Here is a 23,664-nt window from a genome sequence, read left to right on the forward strand (position 1 = left end):
ATAGGAAACTCATGATCTAATTGGAAACGCATACATATGTGTACAGGAAGGGTGAGAGATGACTGTGCGGATCGAGAAAGATGGGCTTCAGGTGGCGTCCGAGCTGGTGGATTTCGTTGAAAACCAAGCGTTGCCGGGAACAGGGGTGGCGGCGGAAGTCTTCTGGTCCGGCCTGAGTGCGTTGGCACATGACCTTGGCCCGCGCAATCGCGCCCTTCTCGAAAAACGCGAGGCGCTTCAACAAAAGCTCGACACCTGGCACCTTGCGCATAGGGGACAGAACCATGATGAGGCCGCGTATCGCTCATATTTGGAAGAGATCGGCTATTTGGTGGCTGAAGGCGGGGACTTTGCGATTGAAACCGCCAATGTCGATCCCGAGATAGCCGCCATTCCGGGGCCGCAACTCGTGGTACCGATCACCAATGCGCGTTTTGCCCTCAACGCGGCCAACGCGCGATGGGGATCACTTTATGACGCACTTTACGGTACGGACGCGCTTGGCGATGCGCCGACCGGGGGTGGGTATGATCCCACGCGTGGTGCGCGGGTGATCGCATGGGGGCGTGATTTCCTCGACAAGGCCGTTCCGCTGGCCAAAGGGTCCTGGGCAGATGTCACATCTCTGAGTGTAGAGCGGGGCCAACTTGCACCCGCGCTTGAGGAGACGGAATGTTTCGCTGGATACGTGGGGAACCCCGAAACCCCCGCACGTATTCTGCTCAAGCACCATGGCCTGCACATTGTTCTCGAAATCGACGGGTCAGGGAATATCGGTGCCAGCGATGCCGCTGGTATCAATGACATCGTTTTGGAAAGCGCACTCACGGCGATCATGGACTGCGAAGATTCCGTGGCTTGCGTAGACGCCGAGGACAAGGTGCTGGCCTATTCCAACTGGCTGGGTTTGATGAAGGGCGATCTGAAAGAGCAGGTCGAGAAAGGCGGTAAAGTCTTTGACAGGGTGCTGGCCGACGACGTGTCCTATCAATTGCCGGGTGGTGACGAGGCGACGCTAAAAGGGCGCTCGCTCATGCTGGTGCGCAATGTCGGCCACCTAATGACGAACCCGGCGGTGCTTGACAGGGATGGCAACGAGATCGGGGAAGGGTTGATGGACGCCCTAGTGACAGTGCTGATCGCGATGCATGACCTGCAGCGCGACGGCGGCAATTCTGTTACCGGGTCGGTCTATGTCGTGAAACCCAAGATGCACGGGCCGGAAGAGGTGGCCTTTGCGGTCGAAATCTTTGACCGTGTCGAGGATATTCTCTGTCTTCCGCGAAACACCGTCAAAATGGGTATCATGGATGAGGAACGCCGCACCAGCGTCAACCTGAAGGAGTGTATTCGGGCGGCAAAGGAACGGGTGGCCTTTATCAACACGGGTTTCCTGGATCGCACGGGCGACGAGATCCACACGTCAATGGAGGCTGGCCCATTCCTGTGCAAGGGCGACATGAAGACGACGCCGTGGATACTGTCTTACGAGGATCGTAACGTGGATATCGGCCTGGCCTGCGGCCTGCAGGGCAAGGCGCAGATCGGCAAGGGCATGTGGGCAATGCCGGACATGATGGCGGCGATGCTGGAACAGAAGATCGGGCATCCCAAATCCGGCGCCAACACCGCATGGGTGCCGTCCCCTACCGCCGCAACGCTTCATGCAACGCATTATCATTCGGTCGATGTTCTGTCCCGCCAGAACGAGATCAAGGCAGGCGGTGCGCGCGGCACCCTTGACGATCTGCTCTCGATCCCGGTGCTCGCTGGGGAAAACCTGAGCGACGAGGCGATCACCCGGGAAATCGAGAACAACGCACAGGGCATCTTGGGATACGTGGTGCGCTGGATCGATCAGGGTGTAGGTTGCTCCAAGGTGCCGGATATCCATGACGTTGGACTGATGGAAGACCGCGCAACGTGCAGGATTTCCAGCCAGGCCTTGGCCAATTGGCTGCATCATGGCGTGGTGAGTGAGGCGCAGGTTATTCAAGCCATGCAAAAAATGGCCGCCGTGGTGGATCGTCAGAACACGGGCGACCCGCTTTATCGCCCCATGGCCCCGGATTTTGACGGAGTGGCGTTTCAGGCCGCTTGTGACCTTGTATTCAAGGGAAGAATGCAGCCATCAGGCTATACCGAACCAGTCTTGCATGCACGGCGTCTTGAATTGAAGGCGTCTTTGCGCGGATAAGGGAAAGCGAGGCGGCGGACGGCCCCCTCGCGCTCCCCCGTGGGTATTTTGCAAAAAGAAAGAGGTAACGGATGGCGATTTCCTTGAGAAATGCGCGCACGATCATTCGCAAGGCGCTGGAGAAAGGACGGGAGCTGGAATTGAAGCCGCTCTCCGTTGTGGTTCTGGACGCTGGCGGACACGTTCAAGCCTTTGAACGCGAAGACGGGGCTTCGCCGGGGCGCTTTCAGATCGCCCATGGTAAAGCCCATGGCGCGGTCATGCTCGGGGCGCCAAGTTCGGTGATCGGAGAGATCGCGCAGGAGCGTCCTCATTTTGGCGCGGCCCTGAGCGGCGTCTATGGCGGTCACATCGTTCCGGTACCGGGTGGAGTGCTTGTCAAGGACAAGAAGGGGGGCATCATTGGGGCCGTTGGCGTGACAGGAGATACGTCCGAAAACGACGCTGCGGCGGCGCTCGCCGGGATCGAAGCGGCCGGGTTGGTTGGGGTCGCCTGAAATTGGGCTTTAGCTTGGCGTAGGGCGGGCCTATGCTGGGATGGAAGGAAACCCAGCGAGAGACTTTGAATGACGCGCCCCGTCGTCGGTATCATCGGAAACCAGTACCTGATCAATGACCAATACCCGGCACATGCCGGGGGCACGATGAACTCCGAGGCCGTCTCGGGAGTGAGCGGGTGCATGCCGTTGTTGATCCCGGCGGACCCGCGGTTTGTCTCGGTGGCGGAACTCATCGAAAGGTGTGACGGGTTTCTTTTGACCGGCGGGCGTCCCAACGTGCACCCTGAGGAATATGGCGAAGCTGCCACCGAAGCGCACGGCGCTTTTGATCGGGCGCGCGATGCGATCACGCTGCCGTTGGTACGTGCCTGCGTCGAAAGCGGTCAGCCGTTTCTCGGCATCTGTCGAGGGTTCCAAGAGGTCAACGTGGCAATGGGCGGATCTCTCTATCCGGAGATCCGCGACCTGCCCGGGCGGGACAACCACCGCATGCCGCCTGATGGGACGCTCGAAGAAAAATTCGCGCTCCGCCATCGGGTCGAATTCTGCGAAAATGGTGTGTTTCACCGGCTGATGGGCGCACGCTCGGTGATGACCAATACGTTGCACGGGCAGGGCATCAAACGTGCGGGTGCACGCGTGGTTATCGACGGCCATGCGCCGGACGGAACGCCAGAGGCGACCTACATTGATGGCGCGCCGGGTTTCACGCTGTCCGTGCAATGGCATCCCGAATGGGATGCGGCCAATGACCCGGTTTCGCGCCCCTTGTTCGAAGCGTTTGGGGAGGCTGTGCGGGCATGGGCCGACGGACGGCGGGCCGTTCCCGTTCTCAGATCAGCGTAAGTTCAGGCCCGCGTTGGGGCGTGGCCCGGCGGCGAGGCAAACGCGGCGCTACGCCACCGTTTGAGGCCAACAGGGCATCTGCTTCGTGTTTTTTGAGGCAACGGCGCGCAGTTGGGCCGTAGGCATTGAGGTTTTCGCGCAAATGCGGGAAGGTCTCGAACATGCTTTCCCGCTCGTCTTCGCCAAGCCCTGCGACGCCGGTGTCGGCGGCGTGGAAGCTTTCGGTTTCCACCCCTTCGGCATAGATGATCTGGTGGCGATCCAGCATCACGTGAACATAGGTGACATGGCTGCGTGGCAAGCGGAAAGCACGTTCCCCGTCGTCCATATGCGTGGCTGACACGAGGACCTCGGCTTCTCCGAACAGCATTTCGGCCCGCCATCCGCTGATCAGGAACCGGTGCTGAGGCGAGACCAGCAGGGTGCGCTTTGCATCGGGAAGCATGGCCGACGTGACTGCGACGGGGGCGAATTTTCCGTCCGCGGGCACGGTGCGGTTGCCGATCCAGCGAATGGGTTGCAACCCATCATCCTTGGTCATCACAAGATCCCCGGCGCGCAGGGTTTCGACATTGCGTTCGCCGTGTTCTGTGAGAATGCGCGTGCCCGGAGTAAAGCAGATGATGTTCTCAATCTCGAAAAAGCGAACAAGCGTGCCGTCCAGCAATTCAACCGTGCCGCTCAACCCGCCAGCGCTGTCATCGGGATTGGTGATCACCAGCGTCGAGCGGTCCGCCAACCCATTGAGGTTGAGTGTGTCGCCGTTGATCTCACCGCTCTCGCCACCAACGATCACGATTTCACCGGTGTCGCCTGTATCGGTGATGATGAAAGTATCGTCGCCTTGACCGCCGTCTGCCTGATCTCCCTGGCCAACATAGAGAGTGTCGTTGTCGTTACCGCCGCGCAACGTATCGGCGCCCGCTCCTCCGAAGAGGACATCTTCTCCGGATCCGCCGCGCAGCAGGTCGTTGTCAGCGCCGCCGTCCAGCGTGTCGTTCCCAGCGGCGCCCACGAGCGTGTCATTCCCGCCATTTCCATAGATCAGGTCGTTGCCCGTACCGCCGATCAGCCGGTCGTCGCCTTCGCCACCGATGATCGTATCATCGCCACCACCGGCAACGATCACATCGTCGCCCTCGCCACCGTCGAGGCTGTCGTTGCCGCCGGTGGTGGACATGGTCTGAAACTCGAGGTTGGACACCCAGATCCCCTGGGTCCCACCGAGCCCATTGGCATAGATGATTTCTACCTGCGAGACCGGGCCCGCGATTTCGATCAGGGCCGAGCCGCTGGCGTCGGAGGCGGATTCTCCTGCGGTTCCTGCGGTAATGGTGTTGCCGGAGACGGTGTCGTTGGCGCCAGGCGTGATAACGACCTCAACGGGGTTGCCATCAGCATCGTAGGCGTTGATCGTGACAATGTCCTGGTGGTTACCGGAGGCCCAGTCGATATCCGAGATCCGGAAGGCGACATTGAGAACCTCGTCTTCGACATTCGCCCCGGCGGCAGCGGCAAAATCGAAGGTGGTTGTCGAGGTGCTCCCGTCGCCATTGCCAAACAGCAGAAGCGAGGAATTCGGGTCGAAATCCTCATCCGCTCCACGATAGATCGTGTCCGTGGTTTCAAGGTTGGCCGTGGCCGCGTTGTTGCCGTCATTCGAGAAGGACAGGGTGACGTCGATGTCGCCGGTGTTTTGGGTGAACCCGGAAAAAACATCAGTTCCATCAGTGCCTTGCGCGGACCAGTCGAGAGTTTCTGAACCCAGCCCGTCGCCATAGATCACGTCGTTTCCGGCACCGGCTTCGACGGTGTCATTGTCCGCGCCGGCGTCGATGGTGTCGTCGCCGAGGCCGGACTGGATCGAGTCGTTCCCGGCGCCGGACTGGATGGAGTCGTTCAAGCCTGAAGCGCCGGTACCGGTGCCGCCATCAACAGAGTCGCCGTTGATGTCGGTGAAACTGGCGTCGATTATGTCGTCGCCTGCGGTGCCTTCGACAAGGCCGTCATACGTTGCATAGCTTGGGGCGCTGTTGACTGTTGCAGCGTCGAGGTGTGCTACGGGGCCGTATGATGGGACAAAGTAGACGTTTCCATCCGTGGCGAGATAGTAGTCCCCCGGTTCAATCTCGTTGATATAGGTTGAGTTTCCCCAGCTGCCAGACCACTCCCAAGTGCCTGATCCCAAATAGGAATCCGTGTCGAATCTCACCCTGGGATCAACGATGGAATCGCTGATATCCAGGGAGTAATCGCCCAATTGCACCAAGTAGCCTAACGGCATTTTCTGCTCCTGCTCGGCCCGGATTCTTCGCCCGGGGGCTGCACGTGGAAACAATCGCAGGTGGTTGGGGCTGTAATTTGAGCGAAATGAGTTGTTTTTGAAGCAATTGATCCGTGAGCGGAAACAAAAGGAAGTGTCGGAATTCCTTTTAAGTTGCTGAATTGGTTTGGATAAACTGTGGGCGGAGGCGCGTAGTGCCGAGGGGCGCCCCGGTTTTGCCACAATGCGCTGTCCCGAGGACTTGTCCGTTTTGCGCGGCGATCACGCGGATTGGAGCGGGTATGCAGCGCGCGTCGCTACCGCCTTGTGCGGGGCGGAAACCGGGGTCGGTTTCACGTCGGTATTACGTCGGTATTACGTCGGTATTGCGTCGGTACTGCAGCGCAGAAACTGGGTTTGAACGCGCTTTTCCCCTGCGCAGACAGTCTGCGCAGGGGATGCCCGTGAAAAAAGGGCGGGAATTTTCAAATGTCGCCGCCAGCGATTTTGATGGTCTGTCCGTTGACGCTGCCAGAGCCGGGACCACAGAGCCAACGGGCGGCCTCGGAGATCTCTTCCGGGGCAATCAGGCGCTTGTGGCGGTTTGCGGATACCATGATCTTGAGCGCCTGTTCTTCGGACACCCCGGCCCGATCCTTGATGGACTCCACGTTGCGGGTGATGATGTCGGTTTCGACATATCCGGGGCAGATCGCGTTGAAGGTGAAGGGAGTGCCAAGGTAATCTTCGGACAGGGCGCGCATCATGCCGATCACGCCATGCTTGGTCGCGGAATAGGCCATGCCGCCCTTGAGGCCTCGGACGCCTGCGATGGATGAAATGATGATCACGCGGCCCCAGTCTGTCTGGAACATAGAGTTGAAGGATTCCCGGATGGTCAGGAACGCCCCGGTCAGGTTGGTGGCGATCATGTTGTTCCAGAAATCCATGTCGGTGTTATGCAGCGCCCGGCCTTCGGCGACGCCCGCATTCGCAATACAGATCTGGATCGGCCCGCGGGCGGCCACGGCATCCGCCACACCCTGAACGATGGAGTCTTCATCGCGCACATCCATGACCAGCGGATGCAGGCCGGGGGTTTCGGCGGCGACTTTCTCAAGGACCTCGGCTCGGCGTCCGGTGATGGTCACTTCTGCGCCGTCCTCGACCAGCGACCGCGCAATGGCGAGGCCGATGCCGGTGCCACCCCCGGTGACAAGCGCGTGTTTGCCTTTCAGATGCATGTCTCTCTCCCTGTCTGTTGCGATCAAGATTAGGCCCCGGACGGGGGCAGGCAAGGCGCGAAGTGGAAAACGCCGTAGCGTCGCAAATAGCATTCACAAATGCGAATTTGTTGTTTACAACCCATGGCAAGTCATTCCCGGAGGAGATTTCATGACCCGTTTCACCAGCTTTTGCGCCGTCGCCGTATTGGGCGTTTTGTCCAGCGCGGCCACTGCGAGCGAAGACATTGCCGATCAGTATCCGCAGTCCGAGCTGTATTCGAAACCCGTGGAGGTGATTCCGCACGTGTTCTCGGCCATCGGGGCGACAGCCCCGCCGACTTATGAAAACTCGGGTCATAACAACAACCTGTCCTTTATCGTGACCGATGAGGGCGTCGTTGTGATCAATGGCGGCGCATCGGCGCGGCTTGCTGCAGCGCTGCATGAAGAGATCAAGACCGTGACGGATCAGCCCGTGGTTCTGGTGATCAACGAGAATGGGCAGGGGCATGCCATGCTGGGCAACAGCTATTGGGTGGATCAGGGGGTGGATATCCTTGCCCATGTGGATGCGATCGAGGCCTTCAGCGAAGACGCGGATTTCATCTATCAGGGCATGCAGCGGTACAACCGGGACAAGGCCGAAGGCACGCGCATCGTGACGCCGAACCTGTCGTTTGAAGACGAATACAAGCTGACCCTTGGCGGGGTGGAGATCGAGGTGATGCATATGGGCCCGGCACATGATCCGGGTGATACGCAGGTCTGGTTGCCGCAATGGGGCATGCTGATCGCCGGGGACATCGCCTTTCACGAGCGGATGTTGCCGATTTTCGAAGGCATCTGCACAAGCTGCTGGATCGAGACATGGGACGAGAAGATGGAGCCATTGGCCCCGACCTACGTGATCCCGGGCCATGGCCATCCGACCAACCTTGCCCAGGTGCGTCGTTATACGCGCGACTATCTTGTCGACCTGCGTGAGAAGATCGGGGCGCATATCGAGGAAGGGGGCGACCTGGCCGGAGCCTATTACGTGGATCAGGAGCGCTGGCGCAATCTCGATACGTTCGAGGAGTTGGCCACCAAGAACGCGGGACGCGTGTTCGAGGAAATGGAGTGGGAATAGCACATTCCTGACGATTTTTGTTGTGCGGCGTGATGACAGCTTGCCATTGCGGCAATTGGTCGTCATAGCGGTCGCATGTTCTTGATTGTCGAAGTGTCGAAAATATGGGCGGTTCCTGTGAGCCGCACCATTGGCACGGACAAAATGGAATACATCTGCATACAGGGTGGAGCATGACATGAAGCGCTGGTTGGACATTCCGCCGGTCTGGCTTGCCTTGTTCCTGACCCTGGCCTGGTGGCAGGCCGAAGCGCTTTCGCTTGGGCTGAGCCTGGGAGGACGCTGGGCAGAGTTTGCCGGTGGTATCCTGGTGGGCGGCGGCGTGATCCTGATCGCGCTGGCGGCCAGCGAGATGCGGCGGCAGAAAACCACCATCATTCCACACAGGGACGCAGACCGGTTGGTGCAAAGCGGGATTTTCTCGCGGACGCGAAATCCGATCTATGTGGGGGATGCGCTGATCCTGATGGGGCTGATCCTGTACTGGGATGCGGTTCTGTCACTGGTTTTGGTGCCGGTCTTTGTCTGGGTGATCGAACGGCGGTTCATCATTCCCGAAGAAAACCGGCTGCGCCGCAAGTTTCGTGCGGATTTTGCACGTTACTGCCAGAAGGTGCGGCGGTGGGTATGACGTTACGGCGTAAGAATACGGGGTATGGTCCACTTTGCTTGTGCAGCAAAAAAGGGCGCGTTAAAACATTATGCAAGTGCAGCATCTGCTGCGCGCAACAATCTTGCTCTTTCACCGAAGGGGGAAATGAAACGTGAAGATCGGAACACCAAAGGAGGTGTTTGCAGGCGAAAACCGGGTGGCGATGACGCCCGACTCTGCAATTCAGCTCCAGAAACTGGGATATGAATGCGCCATCGAAAGCGGCGCGGGGGCCAATGCGGGTTTTTCCGACGCGGCTTATGAAGAGGCCGGCGTCGAGATTATCAAGACCGCCGCCGCGCTCTGGAAGGCGAGCGACATCGTAGCCAAGGTGCGCCAGCCCAATGAAACGGAGCTCAAGCGTCTGTCCAAGGGCAAGACGTTGATTTCATTCTTCAATCCTGCGGGCAATGAAGAGGGCATGGAAGCGGCCAAAGCCAAGGGCGCGAACGTGATCGCCATGGAAATGGTGCCGCGTATTTCCCGTGCGCAGAAGATGGACGCGCTGTCGTCGATGGCCAATATCGCGGGCTATCGCGCGGTGATCGAGGCGGGCAACAACTTTGGCCGGTTCTTCACCGGGCAGATCACGGCCGCCGGTAAGGTGCCACCCGCGAAAGTTCTGGTTGTCGGCGCCGGTGTGGCCGGTCTGGCCGCGATCGGGACGTCGACCTCTCTGGGCGCGATCACCTACGCGTTCGACGTGCGCCCCGAAGTGGCGGAACAGGTCGAATCGATGGGCGCCGAGTTCGTCTATCTCGACTTCGAAGAAGAGCAGCAGGATGGCGCGGCCACCGGCGGCTATGCCTCGGTTCAGTCCGAGGAGTTCCGCAACGCGCAGCTGGCGAAGTTCCGTGAACTGGCGCCGGAAGTGGACATCGTGATCACCACCGCGCTGATCCCGAACCGCGAAGCGCCGGAGCTGTGGACCAAGGACATGGTCGACGCGATGAAGCCGGGTTCGGTGATCGTTGACCTTGCCGCCGAAAAGGGCGGCAACTGCAAGCTGACCGTGGCCGACGAAAAGATCGTGACCGAGAATGGCGTAACCATCATCGGGTACACCGACTTCCCGAGCCGGATGGCGGCGCAGTCGTCGAGCCTTTATGCCACCAACATCCGTCACATGATGGCCGACCTGACCCCCGAAAAGGACGGTCAGATCAACCACGACATGGAAGACGACGTGATCCGCGGCGCGACCGTGACCTTCGAGGGTGACATCACCTTCCCGCCGCCGCCGCCAAAAGTGCAGGCAATCGCGGCGCAGAAGAAGCCCGAGGTCAAGGAACTGACCCCGGAAGAGAAACGGGCCGCCGAAGTGGCCGCGTTCAAGGCGCAGACCAAGCAGCAGGTCACCCTGCTTGCCGTGGGTGGCGCGCTGTTGCTGGGTGTTGGGCTGGTTGCTCCGGCGAGCTTCATGCAGCACTTCATCGTGTTCGTGCTGGCCGTATTCGTCGGCTTCCAGGTGATCTGGAACGTGTCGCACAGCTTGCACACACCGCTGATGGCCGTGACCAACGCCATTTCGTCGATCATCATTCTGGGCGCCCTGATGCAGATCGGGTCCGGCTCGTTCCTGGTGATCCTGCTCGCCGCGCTTTCGGTCTTCATGGCTGGGATCAACATCTTCGGCGGCTTCCTCGTGACACGGCGCATGCTCGCCATGTTCCAGAAATCTTAAGGAGGTCGGGATCATGGAATTCGGATTTACGACCGCAGCTTACGTTGTAGCAGCTGTTCTTTTCATCCTCTCGCTGGGTGGCCTTTCGGGGCAGGAAAGCGCGAAACGCGCCGTGTGGTACGGCATTGTCGGCATGGCGCTGGCGGTGTTTGCCACGCTCATCGGCCCCGGAGCGGGCCTGTGGTGGCTGTCGATCATCCTGATCGCCTGTGGTGGCGTCATCGGCTACATGCTGGCCAGCAAGGTCGAAATGACCCAGATGCCGGAACTGGTCGCAGGGATGCATGCTCTCGTGGGTCTGGCCGCCGTGTTCGTGGGCTATATCGCCCATTTCGAACTGGGCAATGTCATGGCCATGGACGACGCGGCCAAGAAAACCCTCGAAGGCTTTGCCGCGCTGCTGGCCAAGAAGGATGGCGTGGAAATCAACATCCTGCGTGTTGAAGCCAGCCTTGGGATCTGGATCGGTGCCGTGACCTTTACCGGGTCGGTCATCGCCTATGGCAAGCTTTCGGGCAAGGTCACCTCGAACGCGGTCAAGCTGCCCGGTGGGCATGCTCTGAACGCGGGTGCCGCGCTGATCTCGCTGGTCTGCCTGATCTGGTACCTGAACTCGGGCGGCTTCTTCCCGCTCTTGATCCTGACCATTGCCGCGCTGTTCATCGGGTACCACCTGATCATGGGCATCGGTGGGGCTGACATGCCGGTGGTTGTGTCGATGCTGAACTCGTATTCGGGTTGGGCCGCGGCCGCGATTGGTTTCTCCTTGGGCAACGACCTCCTGATCGTGGTCGGTGCGCTGGTGGGCTCGTCGGGTGCAATCCTGTCCTACATCATGTGCAAGGCGATGAACCGGTCGTTCGTATCGGTGATCCTGGGAGGTTTCGGCGGTGCAGCCGGGCCGCAGATGGAAGTAGAGGGTGAGCAGATCGCCATCGAGGCCGACGGTGTGGCCGCCGCGCTTGAGGATGCCGACAGTGTCATCATCATTCCGGGCTATGGCATGGCCGTGGCACAGGCACAGCAGAACGTCGCCGAACTGACCCGTCGCCTGCGCGCCAAGGGCAAGACCGTGCGTTTCGCAATCCACCCGGTTGCGGGCCGTTTGCCGGGGCACATGAACGTGCTTCTGGCTGAAGCCAAGGTGCCGTATGACATCGTTCTGGAAATGGACGAGATCAACGAGGACTTCCCGGAAACCGATGTTTCCATCGTGATCGGGTCGAACGACATCGTGAACCCCGCCGCGCAGGAAGACCCCAACAGCCCGATCGCCGGGATGCCGGTTCTGGAATGCTGGAAATCGAAGCAGGTCTTCGTGTCCAAGCGTGGTCAGGGCACCGGTTATTCGGGTATCGAGAACCCGCTGTTCTTCAAGGAGAACACGCGCATGTTCTATGGTGACGCGAAGGCCAGCCTCGACAAGCTGTTGACGATGATCGACTGATCTCTGCGACACAGAGCAAGACTTTGGGAAGGCGCTCCGATTTTTGGGGCGCCTTTCTTGTTTGCGGCGTGGTCAGGGGGGCGTTGCCCCCGCCGCAGCAAAGCTGCGACTCCCCCAGGATATTTTTGGCAAAAGGAAGACGGGGGCTGGTTGCAGGTGGGGCGATGTGGCTGCCGCGACGTCGGTTTTGACAGGGGCGCGCGCGGGTGATGGGTTGTGTTCAGCGAAAAAGGGAGGACGGGTTTGGATATTCTGGAATTTGGGCGCGAGATCCTGAGATCACAGCCGTTCAGCCAGTTGTTGGGGGCGGAGTTGATCTCGTTTGAGCCAGGGCGGGCGGAGTTGCGCGTGGCGTTGGCGGACACCCTGAAACAGCAGCACGGGTTCGCGCATGGTGGCGTGCTGGCCTATCTTGCGGACAATGCCATGACCTATGCCGGGGGATCGGTTCTGGGCAATGTGCTGACGCAGGAAATCAAGGTGAACTACGTGCGCCCGGCGATGGGGGAGGCGTTGGTGGCGCGGGCCGAAGTGCTGTCCCATGGCAAGCGGCAGGCGGTGTGCCGGTGCGATGTCTATGCCGTGACGGAAGAGGGTGAAAAGCTGTGTGCGGCGGCGCAGGGGACGATTTTGGCCGTTGAATGAAGGGGTTGCACTGGCTTTGTATGCAATGGTATTCCTGTAACCCTTTGAAATAAAAGATTTCTTTACTTGCTGGGCGAAATGTCTATGGTGCGGGCAGTTTTGGAGACCCGCGATGCCCCCGATTGAAGACCATCCTATGCGCTATCAGCTGGCCAATGAGCTGCACGCGCGCCCGTTCCCGTCGCTGGAAGTGCCTTCAACGGCTGTGTTCCTGGCCATCAAGGCGGTGGAGAATGCCGTGTCGCGGGATCGCTCCAAGGACCTTGCGCATTTGCTGGAACTGCTGGACCGGCATGGCGCGGCGCATCCGCGGCCCGGCGCCACGCATTATTCCGGGGAGATCGGGCGGCATTATCTCAAGTGGGAGCAGCACGCCGAGTTTGTCACCTATACGGTGTTCACCAACGGTCTGTCCGTGCGGCCGTTTGATCCGGCCGAGTTTGAAGTGTTTCCCGAGGACTGGCTGGCGCGGGCGCCGGGGGGGCGCATCACCTCGGCGCTGATCCGGGTGGAGAAGCGCCCCGAGCCGGAGATTTTGCGCGAGAACCTGAAGTCGTGGTTCGTGCCCGAGAGTCTTGCTGTCTCGGAAGTGCTGGATGGCGATGTGGTGGTGGCAACCGATTTCCGCATCAATCCGGCGGGGCATATGCGTATGGCCGCCCTGGTGTCTCCGGGCACGGGCGCGCGCCGGGTCGGACGGGTTGTGCAGCGGTTGTGCGAAATCGAGACCTACAAGGCGATGTCGATGCTCGGCTATGAGCGGGTGCGCCAGATGGGCGGGCAGATGGCCGAGATCGAGGGCCGGTTGAGCCGGATGATGTCGGAAATCGCCGGGGGGGATACCCCCGCCGAAGAGGTGCTGGACGAATTGCTGCAAACCTCGGCAGAGGCCGAGAACATGTTGGCCAAGAATGCGTTCCGGTTTGGGGCTACGGAGGCCTATGAAGCGATCGTGAACCAGCGGATCGAGGTGTTGCGCGAAGAACGCTTTGAGGGGCGTCAGACCTTTGGCGAGTTCATGATGCGCCGCTATGATCCGGCGATGCGCACGGTGGCCTCGACCAAGGGGCGGCTTGAGGCGCTGGCGGAGCGGGCGATGCGGGCGGGTGAGTTGCTGCGCACCAAGGTGGACGTGGCGCGGTCGGCCCAGAATCAGGCTTTGCTGGAAAGCATGGACCGGCGCGCGGATCTGCAATTGCGCCTGCAGGAGACCGTCGAGGGGCTGTCGGTGGTGGCAATCAGCTACTATGCGGTCTCTCTGGCGGCATACCTGCTGTATCCGCTGGCCGGGATGCTTGGGATCAGCAAGGGATTGCTGACCGCCGGGGTCACTCTGCCGGTTGTACTGGCCGTGTGGCTGATGGTGCGCCGGATACGGTCGCACGTGCATTGAGCAGGCGGTGAGTGGCCAGGGCGCCTGAGGCCATGGCCAGTACGGCCAGCAAGGCGGCGATGGACAGGGTGGGCAGGCCGGAGAGGCCGGCGCCGACGGTGCAGCCACCGGCGAGCACGCCCCCCAACCCCATGAGCGCACCGCCAAGCAGGTAGCGGCCGGTCTGGGCGGGGCCGTCGAAGCTTTGCCATTTGAAGCTGCCATAGAGGAGCGCAGCCGCGAGGCTGCCGAGGAGCACGCCGCCGATGAGGCCGGTGCCGAAGCTGGCGGAGATCGCCGTGGAGGCGATGGTGAAGAACAGCGCGTCGGCGGCGGGGGCGGTGAAGGACAGGCTCTCCATCGCGATGGGGTCGAAATCGTCATAGAGCACGAAGCCGGTGCCGACCCAGCCCAGCGGCACCAGCGCGCCAATGAGCGCGGCGAGGGTGAGGGGTTTCCAGCCATTGCCGCTGCGCAGGGCGACGGCCAGAGCAGTCGCCGCGATGAGCACGGTCCAGAGCAGGGCGTTGCCGGGCAGGGCGGCGTTTTCAAGCGGCAGGGTAAACGCGCCAAGCGAGGTGCGCACAGGGGCCAGTACGCCCTTGAGCGTGGCGTGGGCGGTAAGGGCGAAGACCAGCATCACCAGGAGCGCGCGCAGGTTACCGGTGCCCGAGAGCACGGTCAGGCGCGAGGCACAGCCGCGGGCCAGCACCATGCCGACGCCAAAAAGCACGCCGCCGATGAGGATGGCGAGGATCGGCAGATCGCTGTTCATGAGGCGGTGATCGGCGAAGGTGATCCATTCGAGGGCCACGGCGGCTTGTGTGCCCAGAAGGGCGATGGCCAGTGCAGTCAGCCAGACGCCGAGCGCGGCGCGGCGGTCGTCGCCCACAAGCGCGCGGCGGAAGCAAAAGGCCGACCGCTCGGCAAAGACACCAAAGGCGCCGCCAAGGACGAGGGCAAAAAGAACAACCACCTGTGGGGCGGTCCAGTTTTCGAAACCAAGGGACTCGAACATGAAGGTCTCTCCGCGCGTATGAGAATTTTTTCCCAATTGTCGGGAAAAATGCACGGTTTCAAGCATGTGATCATGTGAATATGAGTTTTTCGGCGGGATAGTTTCCCATTTGCGGCGCGGGCGTGGGATGCTGTTCACGCAAAAGGAAAAGGCCGGATCGTTTGATCCGGCCTTTTGGGGGTTTGATGTGGGTTTGTCCTTATTCAGCGTCCCCGGATGCGCGGGTCGAGCGCGTCGCGCAGGCCGTCGCCAAGGTAGTTCACGCTGAGCACGGTCAGCGAAATCGCCAGACCGGGCCAGAACACCCGCTCAGGGTAGTCCTGCAGGTATTGTGTCGCGTCGTTCAGCAGGCGCCCCCATGTGGGGAAGTCTGGCGGAAAGCCGAGGCCAAGGAAGGACAGCGCCGATTCCGTGATGATCGCGTTTGCAATGCCGAGCGTGGCGGACACCATGATGGGCGAAAGCACGTTGGGCAGGATATGCCGCTTGATCATATTGGTGTTGGAGGTGCCGATGGAGCGGGCGGCGAGGATGAACTCGCGTTCCTTGAGGGCCAGCACATCGCCGCGCACGATCCGTGCGGTGGGCATCCAGCTTGTCACGCCGATGGCGACCACGATCAGGATGAAGATGCCGCGTTCCGGGCCAACGGCGCCCGAGAGCGGTTCGCGGAAGAGGAGCATCATCACCAGCAGCAGCGGCAGGATCGGCAGGGCAAGGAACAGGTCCGTGAGGCGCATCAGCGGCCCGTCGAGCCGTTTGAAGAACCCGGCAGTGATCCCCACAAGGCTGCCCAGCCCGAGGGCAAGGAGCATGGCGGTGAGGCCCACGGCAATCGAGGTCTGCCCCCCGGCCATCATTCGGGCGAGCGTATCGCGGCCTAGCTGATCAGTGCCAAAGGGATGCGCCCAGCTTGGGCCCTGGTTGCGCGCGCGGATGTCGATGAACTGGGCGTCATAGGGCCAGACCAGTGGACCAAGGAAGACGCCGACGACGATCACGATGAAGATGACCCCGCCCAGAAGTGCGCCCTTGTGATGCTTGAACTGGTCCCAGACGTCGACCCACTGGCTGCGTTCCGGCTTGGTCGGTTCCATGTTGCTCATGTCAGTCATAGCGGATCCTCGGGTCAAGAATGCCATAAAGCACGTCTGCAATCAGGTTGAAGAAGACGATCAGGAAGGCAAACATGAAGGTCAGGGTCTGTACCGTGGGCAGGTCGTTGGCCTGGATGGCGCCGATCAGCTGGGCGCCGATCCCGTTCACGGAGAACACCTGTTCGGTGATGATGGCACCGCCAAAGATGGCTGGCAGGCCAAGCGCGATCACGGTGACAACCGGGATCATCGAGTTCCTGAGCACGTGCACCAGCACCACGACTCGTTCCGACAGGCCCTTGGCGCGGGCGGTGCGGACGTAATCCTGGTTGAGGTTGTCCAGCATCGAGGCACGCATGTAGCGGCTGATCTGGGCGGTGGTCTGCAGGGCAAGCACCATCACCGGCATGATCATCTGACGCAGCTGGTAGATGAAGCTGTCCCAATCCGTGACCCTGTGGGTGGTGTCATAGATGAAGGGGAACCAGCCGAGCTGGACCGAGAAGATCACGATCACCAGCGGGCCGGTGAAGAAGGGCGGGATCGAATAGCCGATCATGGTGATGAATGTCCCTGCCTGATCGAACATCGAATATTGGCGATAGGCCGAGTAGATGCCGATGGGCAGCGCGATCAGAACACCGACGACATAGGACATGCCGACAACCCAGAGTGTCTGGGGCAGGCGTTGAACCACCACGTCCATGACCGGCGCGCGGTGCTGCCAGCTGATGACCCGGAGTTTGCCCTCGGAGAGTGTGGTTCCGAAATAGTGGTCGATAAGAACCTGGGGTTCGATCCAGAAGAACTGAACCAACCATTTCCAGAAGCGGATATAGCCGGGTTCGCCCAAGCCAAGGGCGAGGCGCATCTTTTCCTTGACCTCGGGGGGCACGGTGAGCGGGACCTGTGCCATCGGGTCACCCGGAGCAAGCTCGAGCAAGAGGAAGATGACGAGGCTGATGAATAAAAGCGTCGGGATCGCAAGGATCAGACGGCGGATGGTGAAGGTCAGCATGTGCGGCGCCTTTATGCGTCAGTCTTATTGTTGATTTTCATGCCGGACAGCGACCTGCCTGCCGGGCACCGGATAGAAACGGGGCGGGCATGACGCCCGCCCCGTGTTGATTTATTTCACGCGATGCCAATCGGCAGCGTTCCACAGTTCGGAGTCCCAGGTGTTGAGAACAACACCGCCCAGGCTGTTGGAGTGCGCCGAGACGCGGCCACGGTCGACCAGTGGCACAACCACGTAGCTTTCCTTGGTCAGCATCTCGTTCATCTTCTTGGCCAGCGCGTAACGCGTTTCAAGATCGGAAGTGCGGCCCAGCTCGTCGATCAGAGCGTCATAGGCCGGGTCGCAGAAACGGTTGATGTTTTCACCGTTCCACTGGTTCGACGGCTGAGGCTCGTTGCCGCAGCGATACATCGACAGATATGCCTGCGGATCGGTGCCATCGAAGTTGTTGGCATACATTTCCACGTCGGCATAGAACTTCTGGAAGGTGTCGGGCGAACCGGGATCGCCACCGAAGAACACCGAGGCGTTCAGGTTGCGCAGTTCGGTTTCAACACCGATCTCGCTCCACCACTGCTTGATCAGGGCCTGGAAGTCCTGACGTACGGCGTTGGTCGAGGTCTGGTAGAGGATCGACAGGCGCACGCCATCCTTGGCGCGTACACCATCGGCACCCTTGACCCAGCCGGCTTCGTCCAGAAGCGCGTTGGCACCGGCGATGTCCTGAGTCAGACAGTCGGTGTTGTCAGACGCGTAAACCGCCGGTCCGGGAACCAGGTTACAGGTCGGGCGACCGGCCTGACCGTAGCCGATTTCCACCAGCAGGTTGCGGTCGATCGCCATGGACAGGGCCTTGCGCACGTTGATGTCCGACAGGAACGGGTGCGGTGCCTTGCGTGTGGAGCGCGTATCTGCGTCCAGATCCGGGCTCGGGTCGGTCATGTTCATTTCGAGACGCTCAACCAGCGACCCGAAAGCCGCGATCGGTTTGCCCTTGCCGCCTTCTGCCATCTTGGCAAGAACGTCGGGGGCCAGCTGCAGGTTCCACGCATAGTCGAATTCGCCGGTTTCCAGAACCGCGCGACCGGCCGCAGTTGCATCGCCGCCACCTTTGAAGGTCACGGTGGCAAAGGCCGGTTTTGCCGGATCACGGTAGTTCGGGTTGGCCGACAGCGAGATCACGTCGTTGGTCTTGAACTCGTCCACGACAAACGGCCCGGTACCGATGGGACCAAAATTGGCTTCGGTACACTCGGGTGCCTTGGCGCCCATGCAGTCCTTGAACTGAGCCATCTGAAGAATTGGCGACTGGCCACCCATGAAGGGGCCATAGGGGTTCGGCTTGGGTTCGGTGAAGTTCACCTTGACGGTCAGGTCGTCGATTATTTCGACATTGTCGACGCCGTCGAACTTGGCCAGCTGCGCACAGCCGCCTTCGGGGTGCATGCAGTATTCGGCGGTGAATTTCACGTCAGCCGAGGTCACTGCGGTGCCGTCGGACCAGAGCAGGCCCTCTTTCAGCTTCCAAGTGATCGACTTGAGATCCTCGGACACGCCGCCATTGGCGACGGTCGGAATTTCCTGGGCCAGGTAGGGCACGAGGTTGCCGTTGGGGTCATAGCGACCGAGCGGTTCGATCACCAGCGAGGCGGATTCGATATCCTTGGTGCCGCTCGACAGGAACGGGTTCAGGATCGACGGCGCTTGCCAGTAAATGATATTTACGTGGCCGTCCGAGCCGCGCTCTGCCATGGCCGCGGGGGCCATAACAAATGCGGCTGCAGCGCCGAGCATAAGTGTCTTTGCTTTCATCATACACTCCTTGTTGGGCACATTTCTGTGCTTGGTCGGGCGCATTGGCTGCACCCGGTTTTTGGTTGTCATAAAGAGAAGACCCGCCGGTCTGTGCCCGCGTTCTGGCAGCTTGTCGCCGTTTCCCCTCTCGACTGCGTGTCATCTCAGACCAGTCATCCGGAAATTGCAAGCGTTCCTTTTGGGGTGACGTGGCGCGATGTGATCAAATCGGAAGCACGGGTTTGACTTTCCGGCGGCGCTGTCTGTAGCGTCGGGATTTGGGGATACCAGAAAAACATACGCGGGGAGCGAAATCGCAATGCTGGACAATGCCATTGCCTCGATCGAGAACCTGAGGGTCGAATTTCAGACCAAGGACGGGCCGGTCGTTGGCGTCGAGGATGTTTCGTTCAAGGTGTTTCCGGGCGAAACCGTCTGTATTGTTGGTGAATCCGGCTCTGGCAAATCGGTTTCAAGCCTCTCGTTGATGCGTCTTGTCGAGTTCGGCGGCGGTGAAATCGCAGGGGGGCGGCTGGTGTTTAACCGGCGTGACGCGGGCGCGGCGGACCTCGCCAAAACCGACCAGGATCTGATGCGCACGATTCGCGGAAACGAGATCGGAATGATCTTTCAGGAGCCGATGACCGCGCTCAACCCCGTGTTTACGGTGGGTCGCCAGCTGACCGAAGGGCTGCGGCTGCACAAGAATATGTCCAAGGCGGATGCCGAGGCGCGCGCGTTGGAGTTGCTGCGTCAGGTCCGCATTCCCGAACCCGAACGGCGTCTGCACCAGTATCCGCATGAATTGTCGGGCGGGATGCGTCAGCGGGTGGTGATCGCCATGGCGATGGCCTGTGAACCGCGTCTGTTGATCGCGGATGAACCCACCACGGCGCTGGACGTGACCATTCAGGCCGAAATTCTTGCCCTGATGGACCGCCTGAAGCGCGAGACCGGTACGGCGGTGATGTTCATCACTCATGACATGGCGGTGGTGGCGCAGATGGCGGACCGCGTGGTGGTCATGTTCCGGGGCAACAAGGTCGAAGAGGGCACGGTTCAGGAGATTTTCGAAAACCCGACCCATGATTACACCAAGGCGCTTTTGGCGGCTGTGCCCAAGCTGGGCGACATGTCGGGAACCGACCTGCCGCGCCCGATGAAGCTTTTTGGCGATACGACCCATTCGACAGATCCGATTCCCGGCACGGATGAGCCGATTCTCGAGGTGAAGAACCTTGTGACGCGCTTCCCGGTGCAGGGCGGGCTGCTGCGTCGCACGGTGGCCAAGGTGCACGCGGTCGAGGATGTTTCTTTCACCGTGAACAAGGGGCGCACGCTGTCTCTGGTGGGAGAGTCTGGATGCGGCAAGTCGACGGCGGGGCGGTCGATCCTGCGGCTTGTCGAGCCGGAATCGGGACATGTGCAGTTCGATGACAAGGATGTCATCGCGCTCAATTCCCGCGAACTGCACAAGGTCCGTCAGGACATGCAGATGATTTTCCAGGACCCCTTTGCCTCGCTCAATCCGCAGATGAAGCTGTCGGATCAGGTGGCCGAGCCGATGCGCAATTACGGCACCCATAAAGGGTCCGCGATGATGGATCGCGTGGCGATGCTGTTTGATCGGGTGGAACTGCCGCGCAGTTTCATGAACCGCTATCCGCATGAATTGTCGGGCGGGCAGCGCCAGCGGATCGCGATTGCCCGCGCCCTTGCTCTGAACCCCAAGCTGATTGTCGCGGACGAGGCGGTGTCGGCGCTGGACGTGTCGGTTCAGGCGCAGGTTCTGAACCTGATGATGGAATTGCAGGCCGAGCTTGAAATCTCTTACCTGTTCATCAGTCACGACATGGCCGTGGTGGAACGGGTGAGCCACGATGTCGGGGTGATGTATCTTGGGCGGATCGTCGAGATCGGTCCGCGCCGGGCGGTGTTTGAAAACCCGCAGCACCCCTATACACAGGCTCTGATGAAGGCGGTTCCGATTGCCGATCCGAACCAGCGAAAATCGGAAAAAGATCTTAATTTCAAGCCGATCCCGTCGCCTATTCATCCGGTGGGATATGAGCCGGAGCCTTCGGTCTATAAAGAGGTCGCGCCGGGCCACAGGGTTCTGATCACGGACAGCGGCTACTGAGATGCACGCACCTCGAATGGGGTGCTTGCACCGTTAAGTAATTCCCGGCACTGTGACCGGGCTGAGTTCACATGATCGAAGAAAGAAGGCCTGTGATGACAGAGCGCCTGTCCCCCCGTGCGATTCTGGAGACGCTGGTGGCGTTCCCCACGGTGTCCACGGATACCAATCTGCCGTTGATCGACTGGGTCGAGGATTATCTGGGCAGTCACGGCATTGCCACGCATCGTCACCCGCATGAAACCGCGCCGGACAAGGCGGCGGTGTTTGCCCATGTGGGACCGGATGTGGAAGGGGCGGTCGTGCTCTCGGGGCATACGGATGTGGTGCCGGTCGAGGGTCAGCCCTGGAGCACGAATCCGTTCGAGGTGGTTGAGAGGGACGGAAAGCTGTTTGGCCGGGGCACCTGTGACATGAAGGGGTTCGATGCGCTGGCGATCTGGGCCATGGTCGAGGCGCATTACGCGGGCGTCAGCCGACCGTTGCAGTTGGCGCTGAGTTATGACGAGGAAATCGGCTGTACAGGCGCGCCGCCCTTGATCGAGAGCATGGGCAAGGTGCTCCCCAAGGGGAGCGCGGTGATCGTGGGTGAGCCGTCGATGATGGGCGCGGTCACAGGGCACAAGGGCGGCACGGGGTTTCACGTGCATGTGCGTGGCTTCGAGGTGCACAGCTCGATCATGCATACCGGGGTCAACGCGATCATGTACGGGGCCAAGCTGATCGACTGGGCCAATGCGATGAATATCGAGAACCAGGCCAAAGTGCCGGGTCCGGTGGATGCGGTGTTCGAGCCTCCCTGGACCACGGTGCATGTGGGCACGATCATGGGCGGCACGGCGCATAACATCACGGCGCTGGATTGCCGGTTCGGATTGGATTTCCGCTTTGTGCCGGGCGAGTCATCGGAGGACTGGAAGGCGCGGGCGCGGGCAAAAGCGGCCGAGATCGAGGCCGAGATGCAGGCCGTGGCGCCGAGCGCCCATATCGAGATGACCGAGTATTTCGGTGTGCCGGGTCTGGTGCCGGAAGAGGCGGGTGAGGCCGAGGCGATTGTGCGTCGCCTGACCGGGGACAATGCTCCGCGCGTGGTGAGCTATGGAACGGAGGCGGGGCATTTCCAGAACGCGGGCTATTCGGCGGTGATCTGTGGTCCCGGCGACATTGCACAGGCGCACCAGCCGGACGAATTCCTGAGCGTGGCGCAGTTCGAGGCCGGACAGGAGTTTATGCGGAAATTGCTGGATATGCTGAAAGGCTGAGACATGGCCGGGTTCCCGATTTCTCTGAACAGCCCTGTCGCGCACCGGGGGCCGATTCCGGCGGACGCGGACGTGGTGATCATTGGCGGTGGTGTCATTGGTGTGAGCGCCGCTTATTTTCTGGCAAAGAAGGGGCTGCGCCCCGTCGTGCTGGAAAAGGGACGGATCGCGGGCGAACAATCGGCGCGCAACTGGGGCTGGATTCGCCAGCAGGGGCGGGATCTGGCCGAATTGCCGATCATGATCGAGGCCAACCGGCTTTGGAAAGAGATCGAGGCCGATCTGGACGAAGATATCGGCCTCAGGACCTGCGGGTTGACCTATTTTTCAAGTGGCGAGGCCGAGACCGCGCGGTATGAGGAGTGGCTTGAGGAAGCCGTGCCGATGGGGGTGGACAGCAAACTGTTGTCCTCGCGCGAACTGGATGCGCTGATCCCCGGTATGACAGAAAGCTATCCGGCGGCGTTGCACACGCCGTCCGACATGAAGGCGGAACCGTGGGTGGCTGTGCCCGCGCTGGCACGGGCCGCGGTGCGGCACGGGGCGGTGATTGTCGAGAACTGCGCCGCGCGGGTGCTGGATCGCGAAGCGGGCCGGGTATGCGGCGTGGTCACGGAACAGGGATCGATCCGCACGCCCGAGGTGATCGTGGCGGGGGGCGCTTGGTCGGCGCTGTTCCTGAAGAACGAAGGCATTTCCATGCCGCAATTGTCGGTGCGGGCCAGCGTCGCGGCAACCGTACCCTTGCCGGACGTGCATGACGGCGGAGCGGTGGGGGAACATCTGGCGTTCCGGCGGCGTCAGGATGGCGGGTACACGATCGCGGCGTCCGGGTTCCATGAGTTCTTCCTTGGTCAGGACGCATTCCGGCACGTGCGCAGCTATATCCCGCAACTGCGCCGGGCGCCGTTTGCCCGTACTTACAAGCTGGCCGCGCCCGACAAGGGCTATCCCGACGGCTGGGCGACGAAAAGGCGGTGGAGCGGTTCGGAAGAAACTCCGTTTGAGAGGATGCGCATTCTTGATCCCAAACCGAACGCGGCCAAGATCGAAGAGATGCGCACCGCATTGCAGGCGCTTCTGCCCGCGCTGGGCGAGGTGAAGCTCGCCGCGAGCTGGGCGGGGATGATCGATTCCATGCCTGACATCGTGCCGGTGGTGGATCGTGCGCCCGTGCAAGGGCTGAGCATCTGTACGGGTATGTGCGGGCACGGGTTCGGGATTGGGCCGGGCTTTGGCCGGGTAATGGCGGATATGGTGAGCGGGGGCGATGTGGGGCATGATCTGAACCGCTTCCGCCTGTCGCGGTTCAATGACGGGTCGCGGTTGGAACTGGGCCCGGATTTATGATGGGGTTTGCGAAAAGCAAAGGGG

18 protein-coding genes are annotated in these 23,664 nt (G+C 60.9%); 12 read left to right on the plus strand and 6 right to left on the minus strand.

Annotation, left to right across the window (positions count from 1 at the left end; translation table 11 throughout):
- Positions 1–58 precede the first annotated feature (58 nt).
- The 3 genes from ACS3QZ_RS01650 to ACS3QZ_RS01660 all read left to right on the plus strand — a co-directional run bounded on the left by ACS3QZ_RS01650 (position 59) and on the right by ACS3QZ_RS01660 (position 3,543).
- A complete protein-coding gene (locus ACS3QZ_RS01650) occupies positions 59–2,197 on the plus strand; it encodes a malate synthase G (protein ID WP_456036273.1) in 2,139 nt (712 codons plus the stop codon).
- Between the two features lie 71 nt (positions 2,198–2,268).
- On the plus strand, positions 2,269–2,694 hold the full coding sequence (locus tag ACS3QZ_RS01655) for a GlcG/HbpS family heme-binding protein (RefSeq protein ID WP_456036274.1): 426 nt from the start codon (positions 2,269–2,271) through the stop codon (positions 2,692–2,694).
- A 69-nt stretch (positions 2,695–2,763) separates the two neighbouring features.
- Positions 2,764–3,543: a gamma-glutamyl-gamma-aminobutyrate hydrolase family protein gene (locus ACS3QZ_RS01660; RefSeq protein WP_456036275.1), complete on the plus strand. Its 780-nt coding sequence runs from the start codon at positions 2,764–2,766 to the stop codon at positions 3,541–3,543.
- On the opposite strand, the gene ACS3QZ_RS01665 is transcribed toward ACS3QZ_RS01660, so the two are convergent.
- Both ACS3QZ_RS01665 and ACS3QZ_RS01670 read right to left on the minus strand, forming a co-directional pair.
- Positions 3,530–5,827 (minus strand): Hint domain-containing protein, encoded by a 2,298-nt coding sequence (locus ACS3QZ_RS01665; RefSeq protein ID WP_456036276.1) that lies wholly within the window; start codon positions 5,825–5,827, stop codon positions 3,530–3,532. The two genes, ACS3QZ_RS01660 and ACS3QZ_RS01665, sit on opposite strands and share 14 nt — an antisense overlap.
- A gap of 464 nt (positions 5,828–6,291) precedes the next feature.
- Complete coding sequence (locus tag ACS3QZ_RS01670; RefSeq protein WP_456036277.1) at positions 6,292–7,050, minus strand: SDR family NAD(P)-dependent oxidoreductase; 759 nt, start codon at positions 7,048–7,050, stop codon at positions 6,292–6,294.
- A gap of 151 nt (positions 7,051–7,201) precedes the next feature.
- Here ACS3QZ_RS01670 and ACS3QZ_RS01675 point away from each other — a divergent pair, with 151 nt between their 5' ends.
- The 6 genes from ACS3QZ_RS01675 (at position 7,202) to ACS3QZ_RS01700 (ending at position 13,982) form a co-directional block, all read left to right on the plus strand.
- Positions 7,202–8,161, plus strand: coding sequence for an MBL fold metallo-hydrolase (locus ACS3QZ_RS01675; RefSeq protein WP_456036278.1), 960 nt, complete (start codon positions 7,202–7,204; stop codon positions 8,159–8,161).
- A gap of 178 nt (positions 8,162–8,339) precedes the next feature.
- A complete protein-coding gene (locus ACS3QZ_RS01680) occupies positions 8,340–8,792 on the plus strand; it encodes a methyltransferase family protein (RefSeq protein ID WP_456036279.1) in 453 nt (150 codons plus the stop codon).
- Between the two features lie 133 nt (positions 8,793–8,925).
- Entirely contained in the window at positions 8,926–10,497 is a 1,572-nt protein-coding gene (locus ACS3QZ_RS01685) for a Re/Si-specific NAD(P)(+) transhydrogenase subunit alpha (RefSeq protein ID WP_456036280.1), read from the plus strand.
- 13 nt (positions 10,498–10,510) lie between these two features.
- Entirely contained in the window at positions 10,511–11,944 is a 1,434-nt protein-coding gene (locus ACS3QZ_RS01690) for an NAD(P)(+) transhydrogenase (Re/Si-specific) subunit beta (RefSeq protein WP_456036281.1), read from the plus strand.
- Positions 11,945–12,187: 243 nt separating this feature from the next.
- Positions 12,188–12,589 (plus strand): PaaI family thioesterase, encoded by a 402-nt coding sequence (locus ACS3QZ_RS01695; RefSeq protein WP_456036282.1) that lies wholly within the window; start codon positions 12,188–12,190, stop codon positions 12,587–12,589.
- 112 nt (positions 12,590–12,701) lie between these two features.
- Complete coding sequence (locus tag ACS3QZ_RS01700; RefSeq protein WP_456036283.1) at positions 12,702–13,982, plus strand: DUF3422 family protein; 1,281 nt, start codon at positions 12,702–12,704, stop codon at positions 13,980–13,982.
- Here ACS3QZ_RS01700 and ACS3QZ_RS01705 read toward each other — a convergent pair.
- The 4 genes from ACS3QZ_RS01705 to ACS3QZ_RS01720 all read right to left on the minus strand — a co-directional run bounded on the left by ACS3QZ_RS01705 (position 13,918) and on the right by ACS3QZ_RS01720 (position 18,906).
- Positions 13,918–14,979, minus strand: coding sequence for a YeeE/YedE family protein (locus ACS3QZ_RS01705; protein WP_456036284.1), 1,062 nt, complete (start codon positions 14,977–14,979; stop codon positions 13,918–13,920). The two genes, ACS3QZ_RS01700 and ACS3QZ_RS01705, sit on opposite strands and share 65 nt — an antisense overlap.
- Positions 14,980–15,182: 203 nt before the next feature.
- Entirely contained in the window at positions 15,183–16,094 is a 912-nt protein-coding gene (locus ACS3QZ_RS01710) for an ABC transporter permease (protein ID WP_456036285.1), read from the minus strand.
- Positions 16,087–17,094 carry an ABC transporter permease gene (locus tag ACS3QZ_RS01715; RefSeq protein WP_456036286.1) on the minus strand — a complete coding sequence of 336 codons (1,008 nt, stop codon included), beginning with the start codon at positions 17,092–17,094 and terminating at the stop codon, positions 16,087–16,089. The genes ACS3QZ_RS01710 and ACS3QZ_RS01715 overlap by 8 nt, the downstream gene beginning before the upstream one ends.
- 111 nt (positions 17,095–17,205) lie before the next feature.
- Positions 17,206–18,906: a peptide ABC transporter substrate-binding protein gene (locus ACS3QZ_RS01720; RefSeq protein WP_456036287.1), complete on the minus strand. Its 1,701-nt coding sequence runs from the start codon at positions 18,904–18,906 to the stop codon at positions 17,206–17,208.
- Between the two features lie 301 nt (positions 18,907–19,207).
- On the opposite strand from ACS3QZ_RS01720, the gene ACS3QZ_RS01725 reads away from it, so the two are divergent.
- The 3 genes from ACS3QZ_RS01725 to ACS3QZ_RS01735 all read left to right on the plus strand — a co-directional run bounded on the left by ACS3QZ_RS01725 (position 19,208) and on the right by ACS3QZ_RS01735 (position 23,640).
- Positions 19,208–21,028, plus strand: coding sequence for an ABC transporter ATP-binding protein (locus tag ACS3QZ_RS01725; protein ID WP_456036288.1), 1,821 nt, complete (start codon positions 19,208–19,210; stop codon positions 21,026–21,028).
- Between the two features lie 95 nt (positions 21,029–21,123).
- On the plus strand, positions 21,124–22,290 hold the full coding sequence (argE, locus tag ACS3QZ_RS01730; RefSeq protein ID WP_456036289.1) for an acetylornithine deacetylase: 1,167 nt from the start codon (positions 21,124–21,126) through the stop codon (positions 22,288–22,290).
- 3 nt (positions 22,291–22,293) lie between these two features.
- Positions 22,294–23,640, plus strand: coding sequence for an NAD(P)/FAD-dependent oxidoreductase (locus ACS3QZ_RS01735; protein WP_456036290.1), 1,347 nt, complete (start codon positions 22,294–22,296; stop codon positions 23,638–23,640).
- Positions 23,641–23,664 lie beyond the last annotated feature (24 nt).

The sequence above is a fragment of the Shimia sp. W99 genome (assembly GCF_053851455.3).

Bases quoted from the DNA above. Each gene is read 5' to 3' on its own strand.
- ACS3QZ_RS01650 (WP_456036273.1), top strand. From the start codon at position 59: ATGACTGTGCGGATCGAGAAAGATGGGCTTCAGGTGGCGTCCGAGCTG.
- ACS3QZ_RS01655 (WP_456036274.1), top strand. From the start codon at position 2,269: ATGGCGATTTCCTTGAGAAATGCGCGCACGATCATTCGCAAGGCGCTG.
- ACS3QZ_RS01660 (WP_456036275.1), top strand. From the start codon at position 2,764: ATGACGCGCCCCGTCGTCGGTATCATCGGAAACCAGTACCTGATCAAT.
- ACS3QZ_RS01665 (WP_456036276.1), bottom strand. From the start codon at position 5,827: ATGCCGTTAGGCTACTTGGTGCAATTGGGCGATTACTCCCTGGATATC.
- ACS3QZ_RS01670 (WP_456036277.1), bottom strand. From the start codon at position 7,050: ATGCATCTGAAAGGCAAACACGCGCTTGTCACCGGGGGTGGCACCGGC.
- ACS3QZ_RS01675 (WP_456036278.1), top strand. From the start codon at position 7,202: ATGACCCGTTTCACCAGCTTTTGCGCCGTCGCCGTATTGGGCGTTTTG.
- ACS3QZ_RS01680 (WP_456036279.1), top strand. From the start codon at position 8,340: ATGAAGCGCTGGTTGGACATTCCGCCGGTCTGGCTTGCCTTGTTCCTG.
- ACS3QZ_RS01690 (WP_456036281.1), top strand. From the start codon at position 10,511: ATGGAATTCGGATTTACGACCGCAGCTTACGTTGTAGCAGCTGTTCTT.
- ACS3QZ_RS01700 (WP_456036283.1), top strand. From the start codon at position 12,702: ATGCCCCCGATTGAAGACCATCCTATGCGCTATCAGCTGGCCAATGAG.
- ACS3QZ_RS01705 (WP_456036284.1), bottom strand. From the start codon at position 14,979: ATGTTCGAGTCCCTTGGTTTCGAAAACTGGACCGCCCCACAGGTGGTT.
- ACS3QZ_RS01710 (WP_456036285.1), bottom strand. From the start codon at position 16,094: ATGACTGACATGAGCAACATGGAACCGACCAAGCCGGAACGCAGCCAG.
- ACS3QZ_RS01715 (WP_456036286.1), bottom strand. From the start codon at position 17,094: ATGCTGACCTTCACCATCCGCCGTCTGATCCTTGCGATCCCGACGCTT.
- ACS3QZ_RS01720 (WP_456036287.1), bottom strand. From the start codon at position 18,906: ATGAAAGCAAAGACACTTATGCTCGGCGCTGCAGCCGCATTTGTTATG.
- ACS3QZ_RS01725 (WP_456036288.1), top strand. From the start codon at position 19,208: ATGCTGGACAATGCCATTGCCTCGATCGAGAACCTGAGGGTCGAATTT.
- argE (WP_456036289.1), top strand. From the start codon at position 21,124: ATGACAGAGCGCCTGTCCCCCCGTGCGATTCTGGAGACGCTGGTGGCG.
- ACS3QZ_RS01735 (WP_456036290.1), top strand. From the start codon at position 22,294: ATGGCCGGGTTCCCGATTTCTCTGAACAGCCCTGTCGCGCACCGGGGG.